Source organism: Streptomyces sp. NPDC127084 (assembly GCF_042724175.1).
Taxonomy (GTDB): Bacteria; Actinomycetota; Actinomycetes; order Streptomycetales; family Streptomycetaceae; genus Streptomyces.
The window spans coordinates 44,391-66,449 of sequence record NZ_JBHXFA010000006.1; the positions used below are offsets into that span (position 1 = coordinate 44,391).

Annotated in this window: 18 protein-coding genes and 3 pseudogenes; 11 read left to right on the plus strand and 10 right to left on the minus strand. The window is 65.2% G+C overall.

From position 1 onward, the window contains the following. Positions 1 to 205: 205 nt before the first annotated feature. From ACFWI9_RS02935 to ACFWI9_RS02950, 4 genes are all read right to left on the minus strand, one after another. Positions 206 to 1,231, minus strand: a complete 1,026-nt coding sequence (locus tag ACFWI9_RS02935; RefSeq protein WP_387158642.1) for an ETX/MTX2 family pore-forming toxin — start codon at positions 1,229 to 1,231, stop codon at positions 206 to 208. 1,135 nt (positions 1,232 to 2,366) lie between these two features. Continuing rightward, positions 2,367 to 2,807 (minus strand): hypothetical protein, encoded by a 441-nt coding sequence (locus ACFWI9_RS02940; RefSeq protein WP_387158644.1) that lies wholly within the window; start codon positions 2,805 to 2,807, stop codon positions 2,367 to 2,369. A 100-nt stretch (positions 2,808 to 2,907) separates the two neighbouring features. Then, positions 2,908 to 2,982, minus strand: coding sequence for a hypothetical protein (locus ACFWI9_RS02945; protein ID WP_387158708.1), 75 nt, complete (start codon positions 2,980 to 2,982; stop codon positions 2,908 to 2,910). Positions 2,983 to 3,269: 287 nt separating this feature from the next. Continuing rightward, a complete protein-coding gene (locus ACFWI9_RS02950; RefSeq protein ID WP_387158645.1) occupies positions 3,270 to 4,619 on the minus strand; it encodes a cytochrome P450 in 1,350 nt (449 codons plus the stop codon). Between the two features lie 691 nt (positions 4,620 to 5,310). Between ACFWI9_RS02950 and ACFWI9_RS02955 the strand changes: the two genes are divergently transcribed. From ACFWI9_RS02955 to ACFWI9_RS02970, 4 genes and pseudogenes are all read left to right on the plus strand, one after another. After that, a complete protein-coding gene (locus ACFWI9_RS02955; protein WP_387158648.1) occupies positions 5,311 to 6,720 on the plus strand; it encodes a cytochrome P450 in 1,410 nt (469 codons plus the stop codon). Between the two features lie 345 nt (positions 6,721 to 7,065). Then, the gene (locus tag ACFWI9_RS02960; RefSeq protein WP_387158650.1) at positions 7,066 to 7,359 is read left to right on the plus strand and encodes a DUF6959 family protein; all 294 of its coding nucleotides are present in this window, start codon (positions 7,066 to 7,068) and stop codon (positions 7,357 to 7,359) included. Between the two features lie 404 nt (positions 7,360 to 7,763). After that, complete coding sequence (locus tag ACFWI9_RS02965) at positions 7,764 to 8,162, plus strand: hypothetical protein (protein WP_387158651.1); 399 nt, start codon at positions 7,764 to 7,766, stop codon at positions 8,160 to 8,162. 379 nt (positions 8,163 to 8,541) lie between these two features. Next, positions 8,542 to 8,586, plus strand: a pseudogene (locus ACFWI9_RS02970) (hypothetical protein); the annotation flags it as partial. A gap of 138 nt (positions 8,587 to 8,724) precedes the next feature. On the opposite strand, the gene ACFWI9_RS02975 reads toward ACFWI9_RS02970, so the two are convergent. Continuing rightward, on the minus strand, positions 8,725 to 8,985 hold the full coding sequence (locus ACFWI9_RS02975) for a hypothetical protein (RefSeq protein ID WP_387158716.1): 261 nt from the start codon (positions 8,983 to 8,985) through the stop codon (positions 8,725 to 8,727). Between the two features lie 51 nt (positions 8,986 to 9,036). Between ACFWI9_RS02975 and ACFWI9_RS02980 the strand changes: the two are divergent. Beyond that, positions 9,037 to 9,626: pseudogene (locus tag ACFWI9_RS02980) on the plus strand (ImmA/IrrE family metallo-endopeptidase); the annotation flags it as partial. A 54-nt stretch (positions 9,627 to 9,680) separates the two neighbouring features. Here ACFWI9_RS02980 and ACFWI9_RS02985 read toward each other — a convergent pair. Further along, positions 9,681 to 10,658, minus strand: coding sequence for a restriction endonuclease (locus ACFWI9_RS02985; RefSeq protein ID WP_387158653.1), 978 nt, complete (start codon positions 10,656 to 10,658; stop codon positions 9,681 to 9,683). A gap of 395 nt (positions 10,659 to 11,053) precedes the next feature. Continuing rightward, on the minus strand, positions 11,054 to 11,659 hold the full coding sequence (locus ACFWI9_RS02990; protein WP_387158655.1) for a hypothetical protein: 606 nt from the start codon (positions 11,657 to 11,659) through the stop codon (positions 11,054 to 11,056). A 167-nt stretch (positions 11,660 to 11,826) separates the two neighbouring features. On the opposite strand from ACFWI9_RS02990, the gene ACFWI9_RS02995 reads away from it, so the two are divergent. Then, positions 11,827 to 13,041: a helix-turn-helix domain-containing protein gene (locus ACFWI9_RS02995; RefSeq protein ID WP_387158710.1), complete on the plus strand. Its 1,215-nt coding sequence runs from the start codon at positions 11,827 to 11,829 to the stop codon at positions 13,039 to 13,041. Positions 13,042 to 13,253: 212 nt separating this feature from the next. Here the strand turns inward: ACFWI9_RS02995 and ACFWI9_RS03000 are convergent. Then, positions 13,254 to 13,825: pseudogene (locus ACFWI9_RS03000) on the minus strand (IS5 family transposase); the annotation flags it as partial. Positions 13,826 to 14,806: 981 nt separating this feature from the next. On the opposite strand from ACFWI9_RS03000, the gene ACFWI9_RS03005 reads away from it, so the two are divergent. The 4 genes from ACFWI9_RS03005 to ACFWI9_RS03020 all read left to right on the plus strand — a co-directional run bounded on the left by ACFWI9_RS03005 (position 14,807) and on the right by ACFWI9_RS03020 (position 19,621). Then, positions 14,807 to 16,453, plus strand: coding sequence for a hypothetical protein (locus ACFWI9_RS03005; protein WP_387158657.1), 1,647 nt, complete (start codon positions 14,807 to 14,809; stop codon positions 16,451 to 16,453). A 353-nt stretch (positions 16,454 to 16,806) separates the two neighbouring features. Next, entirely contained in the window at positions 16,807 to 17,976 is a 1,170-nt protein-coding gene (locus ACFWI9_RS03010) for a restriction endonuclease (RefSeq protein WP_387158659.1), read from the plus strand. A gap of 609 nt (positions 17,977 to 18,585) precedes the next feature. Next, entirely contained in the window at positions 18,586 to 19,047 is a 462-nt protein-coding gene (locus tag ACFWI9_RS03015) for a GntR family transcriptional regulator (protein ID WP_387158660.1), read from the plus strand. A 1-nt stretch (position 19,048) separates the two neighbouring features. Further along, positions 19,049 to 19,621 carry an HD domain-containing protein gene (locus tag ACFWI9_RS03020; RefSeq protein WP_387158662.1) on the plus strand — a complete coding sequence of 191 codons (573 nt, stop codon included), beginning with the start codon at positions 19,049 to 19,051 and terminating at the stop codon, positions 19,619 to 19,621. Here the strand turns inward: ACFWI9_RS03020 and ACFWI9_RS03025 are convergent. Both ACFWI9_RS03025 and ACFWI9_RS03030 read right to left on the minus strand, forming a co-directional pair. Next, positions 19,609 to 20,082, minus strand: coding sequence for an NUDIX hydrolase (locus ACFWI9_RS03025; RefSeq protein ID WP_387158664.1), 474 nt, complete (start codon positions 20,080 to 20,082; stop codon positions 19,609 to 19,611). The genes ACFWI9_RS03020 and ACFWI9_RS03025 overlap by 13 nt on opposite strands. A 2-nt stretch (positions 20,083 to 20,084) precedes the next feature. After that, a complete protein-coding gene (locus ACFWI9_RS03030; protein ID WP_387158665.1) occupies positions 20,085 to 20,843 on the minus strand; it encodes a helix-turn-helix domain-containing protein in 759 nt (252 codons plus the stop codon). A gap of 807 nt (positions 20,844 to 21,650) precedes the next feature. Between ACFWI9_RS03030 and ACFWI9_RS03035 the strand changes: the two genes are divergently transcribed. After that, positions 21,651 to 21,842, plus strand: coding sequence for a hypothetical protein (locus ACFWI9_RS03035; RefSeq protein WP_387158666.1), 192 nt, complete (start codon positions 21,651 to 21,653; stop codon positions 21,840 to 21,842). Positions 21,843 to 22,059 lie beyond the last annotated feature (217 nt).

Below are 22,059 nucleotides of genomic sequence, written 5' to 3' on the forward strand. Positions count from 1 at the left end.
GGGCCTGGTTCCCCGCTATCCCTTGGCCCCCCCCGGGGGACTCGACCGATACGACCACCGTTGTGGTTTTGGTGGGGCCCCCCCCGGGGGGGGGGGAGGGCACCCTCTCGCGTGTCACCACGCCTATGGACTACGCCTTGGACCGGCTACAGCGACTCGTTGCGCGGCTGCTGCGCCCACTCCCGGCGGGGGCCGTCCGGGCGTGTCAGTGGAGCTTGGCGCCCGCGCGGCCCTTCGCGGCGACCCGGTAGGTGTAGACGGTGTCCGCCTTCCCGGCACTGGCGCTGTTGAGGCTCTTCAGGTTCCTCGATGAGGTGGAGGTCGAGGGGGCGCTGGTCGAGACCTTGATCGTGAAGTACGAGCCATAGGTCGCGGAGTAGGTGCCCGTGCCGTTGAAGTCGACCTTCTTGGTCACGCTGTTCGGAGTGAAGCCGAGGCTGGACACGTCGGTGCCCGTGTACTTGCCGTTGAAGGTGTTGTACAGCGAATAGTCGGTCTTGTAGCTCGGGCAGGCGTAGCCGCGGTTCACGATCGGGCACGTATAGGTCCCACCGAGCTGGGCGTAGAGGTTCACTTTCCCGGTGGTGGTCATCTTCTGGAGTCCCGCGCTCACCCAGTAGGTGGTGTGCGCCGGCACCTTGATGCTCTGCGCACTCGCGGTGTAGATCTGCGTGGTGCTGCTGGTGTTGGTGGTGGTGTCCGAGGAGCCCCAGGTGTAGGTGAACTCGTTCGCGACACCGATCTTGAGCGCTTCACCCAGTCCGAAGCTGACCGAGCTCTTGTTGGCGTAGCTGACGGTCTTGGTCGAGCTGGTGCTCAGGGTGTCCGCGGCCTGAAGAGCGAACGCCTGGGTGGTAAGCGTCTGGTCGTAGTCGGTGTTGTTCTCCAGTTTCGACGCCCCGGTCCAGACCACGTCGCCGGTGGTTGTCACCGGTGTCCCGGTCAGCGTTATCGCCTCGTTGTCGCTGGTCACGTCGGACGTGTTGATGTAGGCGCCGTACTTGACGCCGGTGTCGTAGCTGACACCCTGCCGCTTCATCAGGACCACCGCGCGCAGGTCGACGTCGGGGGACGAAGCAGCGGAGGCGCTGTACGGCGAGGCGGCCAGCAGGATCAGCGCTCCGGCGCCTGCGGCGGCCGCCTTTCCGGCCCGACCCAGGAGGCGCCGGTCGCGCGTGGACCCTTTCGACTCGGACGACGTCGCTCTCGCGTCGCGGAAAACAGAACGCATGACAGCTCCTTTGAATGGCGTGAAGCTTTCGACCAGTTGGGACGTCGCGCACCGGACAGCGAGCGCCGAATTCCAGTCGCGCGATCCTGACGGACATTCAATGAGCCTGCCCAGTCAGGAAGTTCTGCCTTGCTTGACTGGTCGGGAACACTATCACCGGGCGTCGGAGGCGATAGTCAATTCGCGTGGGAAAACTCAAGATTTGAGGTTCGGATTGAATTCCCGCAGGTGGGGCCGCACAGGGGGCGCACAGAATTCCCAGATTTGAGGTTTCTCCCGGGACAGCCAAACGAATACTGTGGAGTAGCTGTCTTCTGGCTGAGAATCCGGAAAGCCGGAATCTGGCAGATCCCCGAGCGGGGCATCGGCGGGAGCGTCTGGCGGCTCACCGGACGCCGTTGCCCCGCGAATTGACGAGCAGATCAAGAAGGCCACGCAGGGAGAATCCGGCGAAGCATCCGGCACGTGACTGGTACGACGCCTCTGCCCTGCCACTGCGGCACGAGAGCAGGGCTCAGGCGTCCGGTTCAGTACCGGTCGCCTGGACCCGTGTTGGGCATCCCGATGGTGGGCGCGGACCGCTTCCAACCGCCGACGGTTCGCGTCGGGGTGAGCTCCCAGCGCGGCGGTCGCTCCGGATGGCTCTGAGTCGCTGAAGTCCGCTGTCGCCGAAGTCAGACGCGGATGTCAGCCGCCCATCAGATCCGGATAGGGGCAGGGCTCCAGCGCGGAAGTCGGGCGATCGGCCCACTCCACCAGACGTGCCGGTTGGAACAGCCCCACACCTAACGGCAGGTTCGACGTTCGTCCTCTTCGCGACGGCAGAGCGCCATCGCGCCGACCTCCGACACGTCACCGCACAGGGGGCAGGTAGGTGTGGACTCAGTCGGCATCCTCGCAACCTACCCCCCACTCCGGCGGCCTGAGCCCGCAGCTCGGGAAGCTGCACGAACCGCCTGCCTCTACCGATCGGCTTCGCAAGCCAGCGACCCCTCGCCGGGGAGGAGCGTCGTCGCTGCCCACGCCCCTGTCCGCACCAGAACGCCTGCCGCGTCCCGGAGTTCGCCGACCTCCGCGTCATGCGACTGTCAGTGTGTCGGCACCGGCAGGAGACCACCACCGGAACGTTTCCGCTTCACAACCGGCGCGAACGGTTGCTCACGGGCTGGCCATAACGGCGGCGCCACCGCCGCGCCGAGCGATAAGCGCGCGGCTTTGGCGGGATCGGATCCCCGGGGGTCCGCCAGTCGGTGTATCCGCCGAGGTGGTCTACGAGCTCCAGGCCGGGGTCGTCGGCCAAGGCACTCCACTCGTCGTAGCTCGCCTCGCGGAAGAGCGCGTAGATTCCGACCCAGCTCAGCCGGTACCGGTAGATGAAGGACGGCTCATCGGCATGCTCGATGATGATCCGAGGGCGAACGCCGCTGAGATGCCAGATCCGGGTCTCGGAACGGATGGTCGCCTGCCGGTGCCCGATGGTGAGGACACTTCGGTCGCCGGCCCGGCGCAGTTCGGCTGGCTTCTTGCCCAGCTGCCCGGTCCACATGACCTCTTCCCGCATAGGTCGCCGCGTCATGACGGTATGGTCCGTCTGCCCGTTCCCACACGGCAAGGCTGAGGAACGAACAAGGCCCAGGCTCTCGGCTTGCTGCCGGAGACCTGGACCTTCGTCGTGTTCACATCCGATGCTCGACGAACCGCGCTCGCCACCGGCCTACCGCATGCGGTGTCGAACCGAGCTGGGCAGCCACGTCCTTGTTCGACGCCCCGCTCGCGCACGCCAGGATGATCCGGCACCGCAGAGCCCACGCCTGCGGGCGTGGAACGACGCCGCACCCACCCCTCCAGCGCAGCCCGTTCCTCGTCCGACAGGATCAACTCGGCCTTCGGCCGCCCAGTACGCGCCACCCCGCAACCCTACACATATGAATAGAATTCACGACTCAGAGGACTAGACCGGGGGCTGTGTGTGCTGCGACAGCACGCCGCCCCCGTCGGAAGATCCGATGGGGGCGGCTTTGGACGGTATCCGGGTCAGTCACGTGGTCATTGACTGCGCACCTATCTGACGTTGTTGGATCACCATGGGGACTCGTATGGGGTGTGCCACGGCGGCGACCGCCTCCTTCGGGGGCTTGCTGTCGGCTACCGAGCGGAGTTGCCACCGGGGCAGGATCGTCGCCAGGGTGATCGTGGCCTCCATCCATGCAAACTTGTCACCGATGCACTTGTGGGCTCCGGCGCCAAGAGGAATGACATGCTGACGTGGTCGCGCTGCGACCTGTTCCGGCAGCCAGCGGGTGGGGTCGAAGCGGTCCGGATTCGGGTACAGGTCGGGACGCCGGTGGAGTGCATAGAGGCTGAGGAGGACCTCCGTATCCGCTGGGATGGTGTAGCCGCCGATGGTGACGTCCTCGGTGGTACGTCGCATCGTGGCGACGACGCCATGGAGACGAATGACCTCGTCCAGGACGCGGCCGATGCTCGGCAGGCGGGGAACGTCGGCGAAGGTGATCTGGCGGTCGCCGATCACGTCATGAATCTCGGTCAGCAGCTCCTGTTCCACCTCCGGGTGTTGGCCGAGGTGGTACAGCGTCCAGGAGAGGGTCGACACGACCGTTTCAGACCCGGCGAAGAGCATCGTGGTCAGCTCATCGCGCACCTCCTGGTCGGTCAAACCGGCGCCAGTCTCATCACGTGCGGAAAGCAGCAGTGAAAGCAGGTCGCCACGGGTTTCTGGCTCGGACGCCCGGGTAGCCGCGATGGCATCGTCGAATACAGAACGCATCCGTGCTGAGGCCTGGTCGAAGGCCTTCCAGATCGGAAGCCTGTCCAACGACTCCGGGGCGAACGCTCTGCGTAGCAGGTAGCTGTTGAGGAGGGGAACATCCTCTTGGACGGCCCTGATTGCCGGACCACCGATGTCGGTACCGAAGAGCGTCTTCGTCAAGACTTCGATGGCGTAGGAGCCCATCGCCTGATGAGCGTCGATGACCTGCCCGTCGCTCCAGGAGTCAGCGAGCGCGCGTGCCTGATTGCCTATCGTCTCGGCATATCCGGCTAGGCGCTCCTTGTAGAACATGGGCTGGATCAGCCGCCGCTGCCGCCGGTGATAGGCGCCGTCCGAGCTGGCCAGTCCGTTGCCGGAGAATGAGCGAACCCGTTCGAACATGCGGCCCTTGTTGAAGGACTTGCCGTTGACCAGCACCTCGTGAACGGCCTCGGGGCTGGTTACCAGGACTACCGGCATGTTGGCGACCTGAAGGCGGAGGACTGGCCCCTCGGTGTGGAGGGACCTCAGGGCCCCCAGGGGATTACGGAGCAACCGCGGTAGGTGGCCGAGGCCCGGCACGCCACCCTTGGCGACGGGTATGGCAGTGAGTGACACAGACGTTCTCTCCTAGACGATCAGAAGCCGGCGTATGGCCTTGCGGCTGGCATGCGGTGATGAGCGTGTGCCCGGTTGAACCGAAGCCGACGGGGCCTCCCTGATGAGGCCGTCCCTGCAACTGCTCCACCTGCGGCTCTTCTGGTGCGCCATCATCAATGCGAATCTTCGTCTGCGCCAGCGATGGGTAACCTCGTTTCCCCCTCGGAATCCGGCCGCAGACCGGCAGATGGGGCGGTGACGAGGCATGAGGCTCGGACTCAGCGACCGTCTGCGGGAGACGTGCTGCCGGCCGACCCGTGCCTGGATATCGCCCCGCGTCGAGGCCAGGCCACGCCAGGGGGATCGTAGGTGCGTGTGGATCACCCGCACAGTTCTCAACCGAGGGACGGGTCAGACTCATCGCACGTCACGCCTGCGACCTAAGCTTTGAGTCCCGGGGACCCGCGCCTGACTGACTCATGCGCGCACCGGTCACGCTTGCGCTTCAGAACGCCAACGGCCGTACATGCCCGGTGGCTTGATGTCATATCCGGACAGGAACCGACAGGGATATGCTGCGCTGGGCTTCCGAACATGCGCCCCATGAAACGGATGCTCAGAGCTGCCGCAGGCGGCAGGCAATGACGATCAGGAGTGCCCTGTCCGGCCTTCGTGACGGGCGCACTCGCCATCTCCGGAGGCGACCGACGTGACCCCCCACCACCCCACAGCGATCCCTGACGGGGCCGTGCCACCGCCCGGCTGCCCGGCTCACGTCGAGCGGAGCGGCCTCCAGCGCCTCGCGGAGATCACCGACCCCTCAGGAACGTATGAGGACCTGCGTCGCCGCTACGGCGCGGTGGCGCCCGTGCTGCTGCATGGTGACATCCCCGCCTGGCTGGTGCTCGGGTACCGCGAGAATCTCGACGTTATGCGGACCCCCAGGCTGTACGCCCGAGACTCGCGTCATTGGATCGCCTTCCAAGAGGGGCGCGTCGCGGCTGACTCCCCCCTCGTTCCCATGGTCGGCTGGCAGCCGATGTGCGCTTTCGTTGACGGTGCAGAGCACGCGCGACTACGAAGTGCGGTGGTGGACAGTCTCGACGCAATCAGTCGGCACGGTATGCGACGGTACGTCAAGTACTTCACCCACCAGCTCGTCGCGCGTTTCGCTGAATCTGGAAGGGCAGACCTCGTCGGCGACTTTGTCGAGCGCCTGCCCATGCTGGTGGCCAGCCGGATTATCGGCATGAGCCCGGATAAGGGTCCTCTGCTCGTCGAACCGACGCTCGACTTGATCCGGGGCAGCGAAACCGCCCCGGCCAGCAACCGCCTCGTGACCCGGGTGCTTGAGGACTTGGTCGCGCACAAGGCAAGCTCGCCCGGTGAAATGGACCTGGCAACCCGCCTCCTCGCTCACGATTCCGCGCTCGACCGCACGGAGGTAGTCGAACATCTGCGGCTGATCCTCGTCGCCGCACACCAGAACACGGTGAACCTGCTCACCCAAACACTGCGATTGATACTGACCGACGAAGGCTTCCGCGGCAGGCTCTCCGGCGGCACCCTGACGCTGCCGGAGGCACTCGACCAGGTGATGTGGGACAACCCCAGCCTCAACGTGCTCCCCGGCCGATGGGCCCTCGCCGATCACACGCTGGCGGGACAGCAAATCAAGAAGGGCGACATGCTCCTCATGGGCATTGCTGCAGCCCATGTCGACCCCGAACAGCGCCCGGACCTCACCGTCTCGATGTCCGGCAACCGCGCGCACCTTGCGCTGGGCAGCGGGCCGCACGCGTGCCCTGGTGGCGATATCGGCCGCGCCATTGCCGACACCGGCATCGAGGTGCTCTTCGAGTTGCTGCCGGACATACACCTGGCGGTGCCGAACTCCGAGATCCGCATTACGACCGACTGGATGACCTCCCGCCCTTCCGCCCTCCCGGTCGCCTTCACTCCGCGGCGGTCCGCCGACATCAGCCCCCAACAGCCGCCCCGCCAGGCAGCTGGGCCGCTTCCGCCGAGCAAGGAATCCGTGGAACCCCCGACTACCCCGTCGCCGCGCCCATCGAAGAGGTGGCGCAGGCTCCTTTCGCGTGCACGCACGACTGTCTGACACTACGGAGGAGACATGACCGTTCTCGTGATCTGCGTCGTGAGCCTAAGGGCTGTCCCGTAGGCATCTGGCACGTAACTGGCACGACGCCCAGCGTTCGCCTCCGCGGCGAAGGAACGAACAAGGCCCAGGCTTCCGGAAACGACCGGATGACCTGGGCCTTTGTCGCATATCTGTGTTGGTGGGCGCGGACGGTTTCGAACCGCCGACATCTGCTTTGTAAGTTCGACCGTATGGGCCACGTAGAGCCTCTGGCTTCGTGCTTCCGCGCTGCCCGCGATCGCCCAACGCTGCTCGCGTCCGCCGCCGTTGATGTCAACTGGTGATGTCAGCTTGGATGGCTGTATGGAACGGCTCGAAGCTGAGCTGTTCACGGACGGCGGGAACAATGCCGTAGTCCGCCTGCCACCCCGCCGGTTCCCCGGTGTCCTGATCCAGGGCGACTCACTCTCCATCATCCGCGGCGAAGTCGCTGAAGTTGTTGCAGCATGCGACCGAGACGACATCGCTGGCGCCCGGGAAACGGCCGGTCTCCTGCTCGCCGCGGTCAACGGCGGGGGCTGGAGCGTTCCCCCAGAGGTGACTCCAGCACCCGTAGTGCCTGGTCAGGGGCTGAGAGAGGTTGTAGAAGCGCGGTGATTCCCAAGCTAAGGTCTTGGCATTCAGTACGGTCGTGGGATCTCGTGAGCCTCGAGCGCAGCGACGTAGCGCGCCAGGAGCTCATCGAGGTCGGTTCACCGCCTCAACGGGCACGGATCGGGCACGGCCTACCTCCTCTGCGAACTCCGGACGGGATAGCCGCTGGATCTCTGGGCTGGCCGCTCGGCTCCGCGGGTGCGTTGGGGTTTGGCTAGGGTCACTGTGGTTGCTGTACTCCACTGCTGTTCGCAAAACCGTTGTGGCGCGAGTCACCGTGGGTTGCATGTTCGGCATGCGGCCTCTGAGCCCTGCTGAATGGGCCGTCAGGGTGGGCTGCTAGCGTCCGCCCGATCCGAGATTGGGAGGGGCGCGACAGCATGGGCGCATCAGGGTGGGATTACTCAGTGCCGTACCAGAAGGATCTTGGGCGGGCGTTCGCAGGCTTGCGGCGCGAGGTCTTCGAGAGCCACGACTACTACTGGGTAGGGGAGGATGAGGGCGAGCCGTGGCCGAGCACTGAGGAAGAGCTCTGGGAGAACGAGGACGTCCAAGAGAGCGGGACGCACTCCATCCTGGACATCGTTCGCCTCGTCGGGGCAAAGGAGAAGGCGGATGCCGGCACATTGCTGCCAGTGACCGAGGACGAAGCGTTGCAGCTCTTCGGCTCACGGAAGCCCAGGCGGACTGATATGCCTGAACCTATCGACCTACCTTGCGAGCGGTGGGGGGCACGGTGCATTGTGCTGCACGACGTTGAGGGAGCGCCGCAGGAGATCTACTTTTGGGGTATCTCGGGCGACTGATTGCGGTGAACGCCGAAGCCGGGTGACATCGAGGTCGGCGGGAGCGGCTTTGGGCTGGAGCTGCCATGGGGCGAGAGATCGGGGGCCCGTAAGCTTCTCGCGACTCGGGCAGTCTCTGGACCTGCCCGCAAAAGCCCGATGTGGGCCCCCGATCTTCGAGGCTCGCCCCATGGTGGCTGCCTAAAGCCGCGGAGTCGACCGCCCCAGCCACAGCGGGTTTGTCCCTCGTCAACCCTTCGCCGTTCGGCGTGCGGCCGGCGGCCGGGCCGGAGCGGGGCGTAGACAGGAGCATCGGCCCATTGGCACTCCCATGACCACCGCATCTCGGCTCGTGCTGGCGCGCAAGCGCCGCGGGCTCACCGTCACCCGTCTCGCCCAGATGGTCGGACTCACCGCCCGCCGGCTGTCCGACTACGAGAACGGCCGGGCCTACCCACCCCCGGCCTCTCTGGCCACCCTCGCTGAGACGCTGGCGTTCCCGGAGTCCTTCTTTGTCGCCGAAGAAGTCGCCGATCTGTCCGTGGAGTCGGTCAGCTTCAGAGCTCTGAGCAAGATGACGGCCTCACAACGGGACATCGCCCTCAGCAACGGTCGCCTCGCCCGGATCCTGCAGGACTGGATCGGAACTCGCTTCAAGCTGCCAGCGCCAGACCTCCCGTCCCTGACGTCGTTCAGCCGACTCGGCAGCGATGACGAGCCAGTTTTCCCAGGCGAGGCCGGTGTCGAGAACTGCCCTGCCGAGCGCGCGGCCGAACTTGTCCGCACCCGTTGGGGATTGGGCGTTGCCCCGATCCCCAACATGGTTCATCTGCTCGAGGCGCACGGCATACGCGCGTTCTCGCTGTCGCGGGACTGCCCAGAAGTGGACGCGTTCTCCTTCTGGGACCGCGGTATCCCGTTCGTGCTGTTGAACACAGAAAAGACCGCCGAGCGGGGACGCTTCGACGTCGCACACGAGCTGGGCACTTGGTTCTGCATGGCGAGGAGCAGGTACCGCACGGGCCCCAAGCCGAAGGGGAAGCACACCGCTTCGCCGCAGCCCTACTCATGCCGGCCGCAGACGTTCTGGCACACGCCCCTCGTAACCCGAGCACCGGCTGGATCCTGCAGGCGAAGCGACGCTGGAGAGTCGCTGCCATTGCACTCGCCCACCGACTACACGAACTCAACCTCACCACTGAATGGCAGTACCGCACGCACTGCGTCGAGCTCAGTCGCATGGGCTACCGGAGGGCAGAGCCCCAAAGCACACTCACCCGGGAGACCTCCCAGGTGCTGGGTAAAGTCTTCGCCGCTCTCCGCGCGGAAGGCACCCCGCTGGCAGAAGTCGCGCGCGATCTTAACCTGCGGCCCGTGGACCTCAGCGACCTGATCTTCGGCTTGGTGGTCATCGCTCAAGAAGGCGGGCGCGGTGGTGCACATACGGTTGCCTCCCGTAGACCACGGCTCTCCGTTGTTCGGTGATGAAGCGCGGATCAAACACTCGCATATTGAGGCAGCGCTGCTCGGTGCACTGAATTATGAGTGAGACGTGCCGGTGTCGCGTATGAGGTATTCGAGGCGAGCGGGCCATGTATATCCAAGGTGTTCGTTCAGCATGACGCAAAGCCGTTGGCCGTTGATCAGCTCTACCAGGGATTGGTCCGCTATCTCATGCGCGTCGCTCGTGAATGTGGAGGAAGCGATTAAGACACCTCTGTTCGCATGCTCCAGTGATACCGTCCCATGCAATTCTCGCACCACTGACGGACCAATAGGATCCTTGTGTCGCTTCATCTCGAGAAGAACCTTTTCGCTGCGTCCTGGATGACGCAAGTGGCAGATTCCGTCCTTGCCACCGTCCCCGGATGCCGGTGTTGCCTCCGCCTCGTATCCCATGGACTGATACAGTCGCACAGCCAGGAATTCGAATTCACGTGGGGTGATGCCATAAAACAGCTCCCGCCGCTCCTCGAACTCTTCAGGGAATCCGATGTAATTTGCGCGAATAACGGCCTGCGCGTCGGAGAGGCCGTGAATCAGGTCGTCTGGTAGGTTCCAGAAATTGGCGATCAGGTAGGCTTCCAGCGCCTGAATCGCAAGGGCGGGTCTGTCCGGAAGCAGTTTCCTCACCCAGGTGAGGCCTTCCCACGGGAAGATTCGATCATTCTCCAGCAGGAATCGCTGTCGCGTGCTGGCGTAGCGTGGCCCCTTGAGGAACGAGATCCTTCTTTCCCGTTCCTCCTCGGAATCCGCCGCAATGGTTTCCAGCTTGGGGTCGTAGTTGGCAAGCCAGAACAATTTGTCATGCTGAATGAGGCATGTGTTCGGAAGTAGCAATCGATCCAGGACTGCTATTACCTCCTCGTCGCTGCGCTGCCTGATCCCTTGGATGAATTCATCGAAAATCTCACCCGTTGGGAACTTTAGATCCGGCAAGCCGACTTCTCTATTGAGTTTCGCGGGATCCATTACGGTAGCCAGCCAGCTTTGCAGACTCTCACTCCCTAGCGTCATTTCTCCAAGCTACTGTGCGCATCTCGGTGTTGTCAGGGAATCGTTGCATTCTCCGACGGAGTTCACTGGGGCCGCGCCGTTCTGTAGCTGCGAGGTCGACGGTGCGGCTTTGGGCGTGAGCTGCCATGGGGCGAGAGATCATGGCCCCGTAAGCTTCCGGCGCGTCGGGCAGTCGGTGGACCTGCCCGCGAAAGCACGACGTTGTCGCCCCATGGTGGCTGTCTAAGAGACCATCTCATTTGGCGAGTCTGCGTTAGCAGATGAGGGTGCAGGCGATGCTGGTGAAGGCCAGGAAGTGGTCGCCGCCGACGGAGCAGGTGGGCACGACAGCGGCGCGCCCGGGTTCCGGCCGCGCCGCTGTCGAGCTGTGGTCAGCCCTCGGGAGAGCCCCCGGGTCAGTGGAGCTTGTTGACGGCGGTCTTCGTCGTGGTGCGGAAGGCGGTCAGCGGGGCGTCCTCGAGGTCACCCATCTGGCCCCAGCGGACGAGGGTGACGGTGCGACCGTCGCGGCCGACGGAGAACAGGTGGATGTCGGAGATGCCGATCTGCGGGTCGGCGGTGTCCAGGCTGTAGACCCAGGCGCCCTCCTCGACGGCGAGCTTGCCGTGGGAGGCGCTGACGGCCTGCAGGCCCGGATTCTGCTGCTCCAGCAGGGGGCCGCAGCCGGCGAGGGCCCCGCGGAGGGTGTCGACCAGCTTCACGGCGTCGGCCTCGGTACGGGCGACGGTGGTGACCTGGACGCCGTTGGTGTCGAGCTCGGTGCTGAACTCGCGGTAGCGGGTGTTCTGCGCCGGGATCTTGTACGGGGCGCAGAGGACGCCGCCGTTCTCCGGGACGCCGGTGAAGACCTGGGTGGCGGTCCACGGCGTCGACGACGGCGGCATCTGGGAGGCGGCGAGGAAGGCGGGCTGGGCAGCGGCCTGCGCCGGGGCTGTGGCGAGGGCCGCGAGGCCCAGTGCGACAGCGGCTGCGGTGGCGAGTGCGGTGCGGAGCTTGTTCATGGTGGTGGATCCCCCGTCGGGTCGTTCGTTCGGTCAGTGCTCAACCAGCGTGGGGCCGGCACCCGCCGGCTGCAACGATCACGCGCCCACCAGCCGTCCCGGAACCATTCCACCCCCGCTGACGTGCAAGGACGTGAAGGATGGGACGCAGGGTCGAGGGGGATGGAATGCCGAAGGACGCCGCCGTCGAGGAGTTCGCGGGGCTCGTGCGCGCGCTGAAGGCGCGGGACAGAAGGAGTTACGAGGCGCTGGGCCGGCGGCTGAGCGTCAGCGCGTCCACCCTCCACCGCTACTGCTCGGGCGCGACCGTCCCGGAGGAGTTCGCCGTGGTCGACCGCCTCGCCCTGCTGTGCGGGGCGGACGAGGAGGAACGGCGGGCCCTGGAGGCGGCCTGGACGGAGGCGGACCGCGCCCGCCGCCGAGCGGCCTCGCCCGCGCCCACGCCTGTGCCGGCCGTGTCGGCCGCGCCGGAATCGAACCCGGAACCGTCCGCGCCGGAACCGGGCCCCGGCCCCGCCCCGGACCCGACCGCGCCGGACCCGTCCGCCGCGGATCCGTCCGCGCCGGAGGCGCCCCGCGCCCGCCCCCGTCGTGGCGCCCCCGCTCCCCTCCTCGTCGCCGTCGCCGTCGCCCTCGTCGTGCTCGCCCTCGCCGCCGCCCTGCTCGGCCACCCCACCCGTACGGCTTCCGCCCCCGCTCCCGCTTCCACCGCTCCGGGGCGGACTGCGGCCCCCCTCCCCTTCACCTGGAGCATCGGTTCCCAGCTCTGGGAGGGCGGCTGCGGGCACACCTACCTCGTGGACCGGGCCCCCCGCGCGGTCGCCCCGCCGCCGGTCGCGGCCGACTCCGGGGCGTGGGCCGGGACGCACGGTGCCGTGCACGGCGGGGAGGCGCTGGTGCGGATCACGGTCCAGGGCCGGTCGCCGTCCGACGCCGTCGTCCTCCATGCCCTGCACGTGCGCGTGGTCGACCGCGCCGCGCCGCTGCCGTGGAACGCGTACCGGATGGACAACGGCTGTGGCGGCGCCGTCACCCCGCGCCACTTCGCCGTGGACCTCGACCGGCCGCGCCCGCTCGCGAGGCCCGTCGACGGCCTTGACGCCTCCGGCGCCGAGGTCCGGAAGATCCCGGCCGTCTCCTTCCCGTACAAGGTCACCTCCTCCGACCCCGAGGAGCTGCTGGTCTCCGCGCGGACGGCGGGCTGCGACTGCCGCTGGTACCTGGAGCTGGAGTGGAGCGCCGGGGGCCGTACGGGGACGGTGTGGATCACGGACGGCGGGAAGCCGTTCCGCACGAGCGGGACCAGGGGGAGGCCGGCGTACGTGCACGACTCCGCCGAAGGGCGCTGGATCACAGACTCGGACTCTGGACAGACCGGGTGACCGATGAGCAACTTCGACTGACATAGGCTGAGCAAGCGCTTAAGTCGCACAAGGGGCAGTACTCCATGATCCCTTCCCCTCCCCCGCCTTGACTTCGGCCAGTCGAGCGGCAGATGCCCCCGACCGTGGCTCAGACGCGGATGCCCCGACGAGTGAAGACGGACCTGACCCGTGCGGCGTAGCAGGTGTCCGTCTCGTCCTAAGACGTCATCTCATTTGGTGAGTCTGCGGTAGCAGATGAGGGTGCAGGCAATGCTGGTGAAGGCGAGGAAATGGTCGGCTATGCGTTCGTAGCGTCGACGAAGGCGCCGGCAGCCAGCGAGCCAGGACATGGTGCGTTCGATGGTCCAGCGGTGCCGGTCCAGCCGCTGTGAGGACTCGATGCCTTTGCGTGCGATGCGGTGGGGGATGCCCCGCTTGCGTAACCATCGCCGCAGGTGAGGGTAGTCGTAGCCTTTGTCGCCGTGAAGCTTTCCCGGCTTGCGCCGCCTGCGTCCGCGGCGGGAGCGGATCTGCGGTATGCCCTTGACCAAAGGGATCAGGGCTTGGCTGTCGTGCAGGTTTGCGCCCGAGATTCCGACGGATATGGGCAGACCGGTCCGTTCGGTGATCAGGTGGATCTTCGAGCCGTACTTGCCCCGGTCGACAGGATTCGGACCTGTCAGGTCCCCCTTTTCAGGGCCCGCATGTTCACCGAGTCGATCGCGCAGCGGGACCAGTCCAGCTCGCCGCGGGCACCGAGCTCGTCGAGCACCACGCGGTGGAGCTTTGCCCACACCCGGGCCAGTAGCCCGCCCACAGGGCCCGAATCTCTTGGTTGATCTGGTCCGCAGACCGCCCCGGCCCTGTCATGCGATCAAGGCTACGGGGCAGGGCTGACAAGGTCTCATCCAATGAGGGGGGTCGCCGCTGTATACGGGCCTCACCTGCTGATTCCCTCATGATCCGTTAGGGGATTTTTAAGGGGCCGGGGCTCCGTAGTGAGACTGGGCTAGGGCGTATTTCAGACCGTAGTCAGGGTGTAGTGAAACGGGGAAGGCCCAGGCCGAGCATGTGCTCTGACCTGGGCCTTCATCGACCAGTCACCTGGTCACAAGCGTGGGCGCGGACGGTTTCGAACCGCCGACATCTGCTTTGTAAGTTCGTCCGCCTCGTTCGACAGGGTGCGATAGGGCCACCCGCCCGTGGCTCCCCGAGCTGCCTTTGACCTACAGGATCAGCCATTGTGCGCCCACGTTGCCGTCAACGACTGCCGTCACGGGCATGCGGAGCTGGGCGCACCACGCTCCGCTCGGCGTGAAAGAACACGGCTCCGGAGGCCCCCTGCGTCTCATGCGTCTCATGCGTCTCAGCAGATCAGAATGATCGACGCTGCCTGCTTGGGCTCGACAGTCTACGAGTAGGCCGCGTTCCGTCGGCGGCTGGAATCGGTGAGGCTGGCGACCACAAGGCGCTCTCCCCACGGACATGATCGCCTTGGCGAAACAAAATGTCGGGCGAGTGATCTTGTTGAGCGGCATGATGGGTCGATACAAGGGAATTGGGGCGGATTGGGGCGGGCATGGGGCGAGCAAGTCGACGCCGAGCTGCACTGAGGGCGGAAGCGGCGTCCAGAGGGGAACGTGCACAGAAGGCAGCAGGTCCAGCATCCCGCGGCCAGCGGAAAGGGCCATCCCGAGGCTCATCGATCGATGATTACGAAAAGATGGCGACCAAGGACAGGGGTCACGTCATAGAGGCGCTCATCGCCCGCCACAATGCACGTATGACGAACATCCCTAGGATCCCTCCTGGGGTCGTGGAACCGATAATGTCGGTTATTGCCTCATCGGCAGTAGTGGATATCGCTCTGCGCAAGCTCGGGGCATCCAGGAATCGACCGCCAGCGGCGGTTGGTGATTCATGGCTGGAAAACCTGGCTTGGGGGAGTGACAGTTTCTACGCCGCTACCCGCCTTCTATTTAGTGGTCAGTTTGTTGGTGCCGCAGCGATCCTTAGATCCCAGTTTGAGCGGTGGACTGAGAACGTTGCGTTCAATTGCGGAGTTGTCCATGAGGAGGGAGAGAACTTCGGGGACTTTGCCGCCCGAGCATGGGCAAAGTTCTATTCGGTCGGGCCTTACGCGGAAAAAATCGCACGGCCTGATCAGCAAGAGACCGGGGATTCTGGGGACTGGGATGATGAGGCACGCGAGCAATGCGCAAGCGGTCCGTACGTAATCATAGGTGACGGCTATCACTCGCATCCTGGAGTGCTTTGGGTTCTAATGTCGGACCTCCTTCATGGGCGGGACTCGGTAGCTGAAGTCGTACAGTGGGAGGCTGGCGACCTCTTGAATTCGGACGGCGTGGATATTTGGGAAGCTGCCAGCATGCTCTCTGAGGTGATGATCCTAAACTTGCGTCAGATTCGCGTCTGCTTGGCGACGGGAAGCAAGGATCCTGGGCTAAATCGAGACTTGCTATCCACTGTCGAGCGCATGCCTGCCGGACGGACCCCGCCGATGCTTCAGGCGCTCGTACCACTGAAGCCAAACGCTGGACTGCACCAAAGGATCGTAGAAGGACTTAAGAATGCAGGACGTGCTTATGAGCTCGTCATGCAGGGCCAGCGGCCTGCCGGTCGCCTTTACCGAGACGATGAGTTTTCCCACCTCCTCTTCTACGAGCGCCGAGCGCGCGCTGCACATTGGGCTGGCTGGGCTCTAGAGCAGGAGAAAGAGCAGCTCGGTGATGCCTTTAACCCTGCCAATATCGATGTACGTGAGTTTCAGTACATCATGGCCGCGGAGATGGCCGGCTTGATCTCAGTGTGGGCGAAGGGTGAGCCGTTGGGAAATGCCGCCGCAGTCTGTTCCTCAGCGCTACGCAGTGCATACTGGCTCTGGTTGGAAGACGACGATAGGGCAATGGCGCTCCTACGGTCGCTTCTTGAGCAGTGTGCTCGTCTTAGTGTTTGGGCAGGGAAGCGGGATCGTGCGGAAAAACTCGAAGGATCTCCCGCGACGACCCCAAAGGACTGGATTAATTCAGCCGGGTATCGACGCCTGTCGGCCCTTAATCGAGCCTTGGGAGAATTTGCTCACACGCATGCAAGAGTTAGGCAAGCGGGGGCGCGTGAAATCCTTCAAAATATCCAGCAAGATTCACAGAGCGAGAAGGCCATTCATACTGCTCGGGGACATGCGCTGGATTCGCTGTCGCTTCTGCTGATGGAAGCGTGCGTAAAGGCGGTAAGTGCTTTTTCTCCAGTCGTGGCAGATGCGTTCCGTGAGATCATGGAAGAGGTCAGCGGTGGCGACGGGGCTGCCCGAAACCTTGAAGCGTTCAAAAACCGCACTCATGCGCAGAGGGGTGCTTCGCTCGGCGATCGGACCTTCTATCGACCCCCAGATTGGATCTTCAGGAAGTAGCAAGACAGCCCGGACAAGTTTCCGCGGAGGTGTCCTTGCTGTTTCTGCTGTTCAGAGACCGACCGGACAGTAGGGCAGCAGGGACACCGCAATGCCAACGCAGTCCGTCACGAGGAGTCTCGGCTCCCGCCAAGCGATCGCGGCACGACGGATGGAGGGAAGGATGAGTTCGAGGCAGTTGAGTAAGCACGAGCGGCTTTCGGAGCAAGGTTCCGGCGAGCTGTAGATGGTGCCCCGACGAGACGGTCATCGTCCATGCTGAGCTTGGCGAGGGTCGACTCCTCGGCATCGTCAGCCAGAGTCGTCATGGGAGAAGCCCTCCACAGCCTCACTGACAGTGCCAATCTGTGCGCATGGACCTCGAAGAACTGCTTCGCGCCATGGACCGCACGGCGGCCAACTTGAGGAAGCTGGAGAAAGTTTGGGAGCAAGCCAAGCCGTTCATCCCAACCGGACCGCAGCTCGGCTCGGACGTCCAGTACGACGGCCTAAAGGCGGCTTGGGCCGATCTACTTCCCGGGCTCCCGCCGATTGACGGCTGGACCATCACTGACCCTCTCCCGGACATAGAGGACATGGGGCAAGCCTTCATCGACTACCTCGACATTGGCGAGCCCCCTACCGATGTGCATGCTGCTGGGGACAAGCCCGAAGCGGACCTTGCCGCCTACCGATACCGCCTGGACCGAGCCCGCCGACGTGCGGCACGAGGCCGATTGGAACAACTCGTCGCGCTAGTCGACGCTGTACTGCCACGCGCACTGGGAGGGGCGGCGCGAGACTCGTTGGAGCGCCTGGAGAACGAACAGACCAGAAAGGTCGAGGCGGCGATTGGGGAGATCGCAAGGCTTCTGGGTGAAGACGCCGAAAGCCTCGATCGATGGTGGGATCTGCATCGGCACATGCGCTTTAGCCAGGGCCACGATTGGCACGACATCGTCGAACTCGATTGGCCTGCCGTACGTGCCGGCATCGAAGCCAAGGCTGTAGGCGACAGTGATCCGCTGCCCGTCCCAGACATCGACCTTGGACATGCTGCCTCCGGCAGCCTCACAGGGGCGGCCACGTTGGCTCTGCCGTGGGATCGGCTCGACGACGACGGGTTCGAACGGCTCCTCTACGACCTGCTGCGGGACATTCCTGAGCATCAGAACGTAGAGTGGTTGATGCAAACTCGCGCCCCTGACAGAGGGCGTGATCTTTCCATGGACCGCGTGCTTCGCGACGGTTCCGGCGGTGTTCGTACCGAACGCGTCATCGTTCAAGCGAAGCACTGGCGCAGCCGTTCGGTCAACGCACCTGCCGTCAACGAGACCGCGACGGCGGGCAAGCTGTGGGGACCTCCGCTCGTGCGAGGCATTGTCATCGCCACTAGCGGCCGTTTCACCGCTGACGCAGTGTCCTGGGTGGAACGGCACAACTCGGAGGGCAACGCGCCCTACATCGAACTGTGGCCCGACAGCAGACTGGAAACCCTCCTCGCTCAGCGACCGTACATCGCGGCGGCACACGGTCTTAAGTAGTAATGGAAGGTCCGGCTGTCTCATGGGGCGGCGTGGCTGTAGGTGACGCCGTTACCCCGTGGCAGTCACTTGGTCGCTGGGGATGCCTTCGAGCGTTCCACTGCCTAGCCCACCACCCACCCCTAACTCCCATCCCGTCTGCCGTCGGCCCACACTTGTGTGGGGCAGGCGCGGCGCCGGGCGTCCAGGTGGAGCGCACCACTGTCGTACGAACGACCTTGACGCCCGGTGCCGTGGCTGCTCGGCTTGTCCTGGGTCGATGGCAGGCGGGATGGGAGTTCTCCGCCTCAGCACCCACCAGTCGGCACCCGCGTACGGCCCCCCTCCATCCCGGAGCCAGAGCGCCCCGCCGGAGCCATCGCCTTGAGCCGCACTCGCGTACCGCCTCGGCCGCGTCGCGGTTCATCGCCCATCAACCCAAGCTGTCAGGCGTGCGGCCGGCGGCCCGGGCGACGGGCCGCACGCGCCGCGTCGTGCGCGGCAGGTGCCTTGGGGTTGGCAGGGAAGGTTGTACCGCCCCAGCTCTCGGACCAAGTGCGCCTCACACCCGGCGCGAACTGGCGCCATGGCACGCTTGTGCGTGACTACGAGCACGAGAAGGGAGCGCGCGTGTCACAGGAGGCCAGCCCTCGCGGAACCTTCCTCAAGATCGCCGACGTGGTAAGGGCGGAGATCGACGCCAACCCAGAAATGGCCGAGCTGCCCTCAGCCGCAGAGCTGACGCGCAAACATGGCGTCTCACGAGGGGTCGCGCTGCGCGTCTTTGGCGTGCTCGAGAAGGAGGGGCGTGCCGAGCGGGTGCCGGGAGGTCGGTGGCGCGTCATTCGTCCGGGGCAGGAACGGGACCGCCGGCCGTTGGCCGAGCTGGTCGCTGAAGTGATTCGTTCGGAGAACCTCAACGTGGGAGACAAGTTCCCCAGCACAAGCGCCCTGGCTACGCGCTTCGGTGTCGCTCGGCCAACGGTGGCCAAAGCGCTCGACAAGCTTGAAGCTGCCGGCCTGCTATCGGCGAGCCAGCAAGGAAAGCAGCGAGTCGTACTGGCCCTGCCGGACCGAGAGGGGCGTTCGTAGCGTGAGCAGCACTGGACTGACCGACTGGGCCTATCCGCTCGCGGAGTCGTTGCTCGCCGAGCCGCTGCCGCGGCGGTGGGCGCACTCGCTAGGGGTCGCCGAGCGTGCTCAGATCATCGCGCCGATCCTGGGCGATGACGCCGAGCTGCTGGAGGCTGCGGCGGTGCTCCATGACATCGGCTACTCCCCCGACCTCGCCAAGACCGGGTTCCATCCGCTCGACGGTGCCCGGTACCTGCGGGACGTCGCCGATGCCGACCTTCGCGTGATCCGTCTCGTAGCCCACCACTCCTGCGCCTGGATGGAAGCTGAGGCCCGGGGACTGCGCGAGGAGCTGGAATCCGAGTTCCCGCGGGAGCACGCGGAGCTCGCCGACGCGCTCTGCTTCTGCGACATGAACACGACGCCGGACGGGACCCCGACGAATCCCGTCGACCGCGTCAACGAAATCGCAGGGCGGTACGGGCCCGACAGCTTGATCGGCATGTTCATCCGGCGCGCCGAACCGGAGATCCTGGCCTGTACCGCCCGAGTGCTCGAACGGGTCGCCGCGGTGAAGCGTCAGCCGATGTAGGGAACCGTGCGCGTCCGGTCCATGGCGTGCTCGATACGGAGTCGCATCGTGGGGTGGATGTCGAGTCCTGCCAGGTCCGCCGGGGCAACCCAGCGGACCTGCGTCGTCTCGTTGCTCGTACGCACGTCCCCGCCGATGGGCCGGGCACGGAAGCAGATGCTGAACTGCTGCCGCGCCTCGCCGTCGTCGTACAGCATCACGTGCCCCGGGTCGGTGTAGATCCCGGAAATGTCGACGACTTCGGCCTTGATTCCGGTCTCTTCCCACACCTCGCGCACGACCGTGTCGCTGATCGACTCGCCGACGTCGTGGCCGCCACCAGGGAGCGCCCAGCGACCGTTGTCGGACCGCTGGATGACCAGCACCTCGCCTGCGTCGTTCTGCACGAACGCCACAACGGACGGCACCACCGAGTTGGCCGGCGGAGCATCCGGGTCGTGAAGGTAGTCAATGCGTCCCATGTTCAAGCTCCCCTGAGGTCGTGATCCGTCACCTGGCGCGCGCCTCCCCAGGTTTGTTCGATGCTATTCGCGTACGTGTCGAAGAGGCCGCCGCCAGGCAACCGTCGGAGGTGCAGGACGGGTGCCATGTACGCGCCGATGCCGTAGACATGCGTGTTCACGAGCATCTCCTCGTCGGCACGGAACAGCGAGTTGTAGAGCGTCGCGTCGTGGAGTCGGAAGCCGATGTCTGGATGGCTCTTGAACAGCGGGCGGTAGTTCATCAGGGCGTTGCGAATCTTGCCGTCCATGATCTGGTGCCCCTCATCTATGCCGCGCTGATTGACGGCTGCACAGTCGGGATCTCCGAGCAGGATCCGCACCTGGGCGTTTCCCCGAACTTTGGCCTTCAGTAGGTCATGGAAGAGGGGGTCTTCCGAGAGCCACAGGCCGGAGTAGACGAGAACGTCGATGTGCGACTGGGCCCGCCCGTAGATCTCTCGCCACATGCCGGCGGGCACCATGTGCCGATGCGGGTAGACCGTCACGATCTCCGCCTTGCTCAGGTCGGTCGCGCTGTCCACCGTGCGGGAGTCTTCCCACAAGGTTGTCACTTCGACTTTGAGCGCGGACGCCGTCGCGTACTGGTGCCGCCGATAAGGAACTTTCCCCTGCGTGATCCAGCGCTCAACCGTCTTCGGGTTGACCTCGATTACTTCGGCCAGGTCGTGCACGGTCATGCCCTGCGCCAAGAGAGCAGACCGTAAGCGCTCATTGGACATCTCAACCCCCGGTGGGACGTCTAGGGACTTCCTGACCGTAGCGAGATGACCCCGAGGTGTCCACGAGCGGGGTGCACAACGCCCCTCACCTGCAGCGATTCTGATGGTGCGCCAAGAAGTCCTAGGCGCGAGAACCAGAGAGTTCGCCGTCAGGCTTGACGCGATGCGGTGCAGTACCTGTAATAGAGGTACTGCATCGATGCGAGGTCGATTGCGGTTCTCAGCCGCATCTGAGGGGTCTTCTTTGGGCTGCTCAGAAGCGGTGCTCAACAACTCCACAGCGTGATCCACCGCAGTACCACGGTCGTGACGACGCCGGCCGAGGCGAGTGGAGACCAGCCGACCGAGACCGGACCCGCGTCACAACCGGGCCCCACACCCCAGACGGGGGACACGCCATCGGCTCTAAAGAACCGCGTGGACCGACATTGACGCCGCAACGCGCCCCGGGATCCAGACCTCCCCAGGGTCAGCGGCACCACGCGAAGGAGGTCTGAGTAACAGCTCCCATCCCATCGCTTCGGGAGGTTGAAGTGCACCGCCGAAGACTCTGGGCGCTGCCGTGCTTGACCAGCCCGGTGGCTGTGCCCGTCGCGTCTGCCTGATCCGCCGCTGTGTCAGCGCACCGGGCTATCCGGTGATTCGCGGAGTCAGGTCACCCGCGCAGCACTTGCTGCGGCCGGTTGCCTCCTCCGTCCGTCCGGCTCCGTTTTTTGCACGGCGGCCGTACGGGCGGGTTTGAGGGGGACCGGACTACCGGCCCCGTCTGGGTTCTGAGCTGGGCATTCCGGCTCGGGAAGGGTTTCGATGGCGTTCAAGGCTGGCGACAAGGTGCTCATCGTGTCCTGTGCTGATGATCCGCGTGCGGTCGGCAAGGTCGGCCGGATCGTGGATGAGGCTCCGCCTGGGGCGTTGACCGGCGGCAGGTGGACGGTGGGCCGGATAGGCCTGCTGATCGCTCCAGTGCTGTGTGCCAGCAGCGAGTTACAGAAGGTCTGACCAGCCCGCGGACCGCAGGGTCAGATGCACTTCAGCCCCGGCATCGTGCCGCGAGGGCGCCGGATCGGATCCGGCCCGGGGCACTGCCGCCTTCTTGTGGCGGACGACCGCGTGAGCGCGGCCTTTCACTCCTGTACGGCGCGGGGGGGCACCGGGGGAACCCCCCGCGACCCAGGGGGGGGGGCAACAAAAAGAGGGTTGAAACACCCCAAAAAAA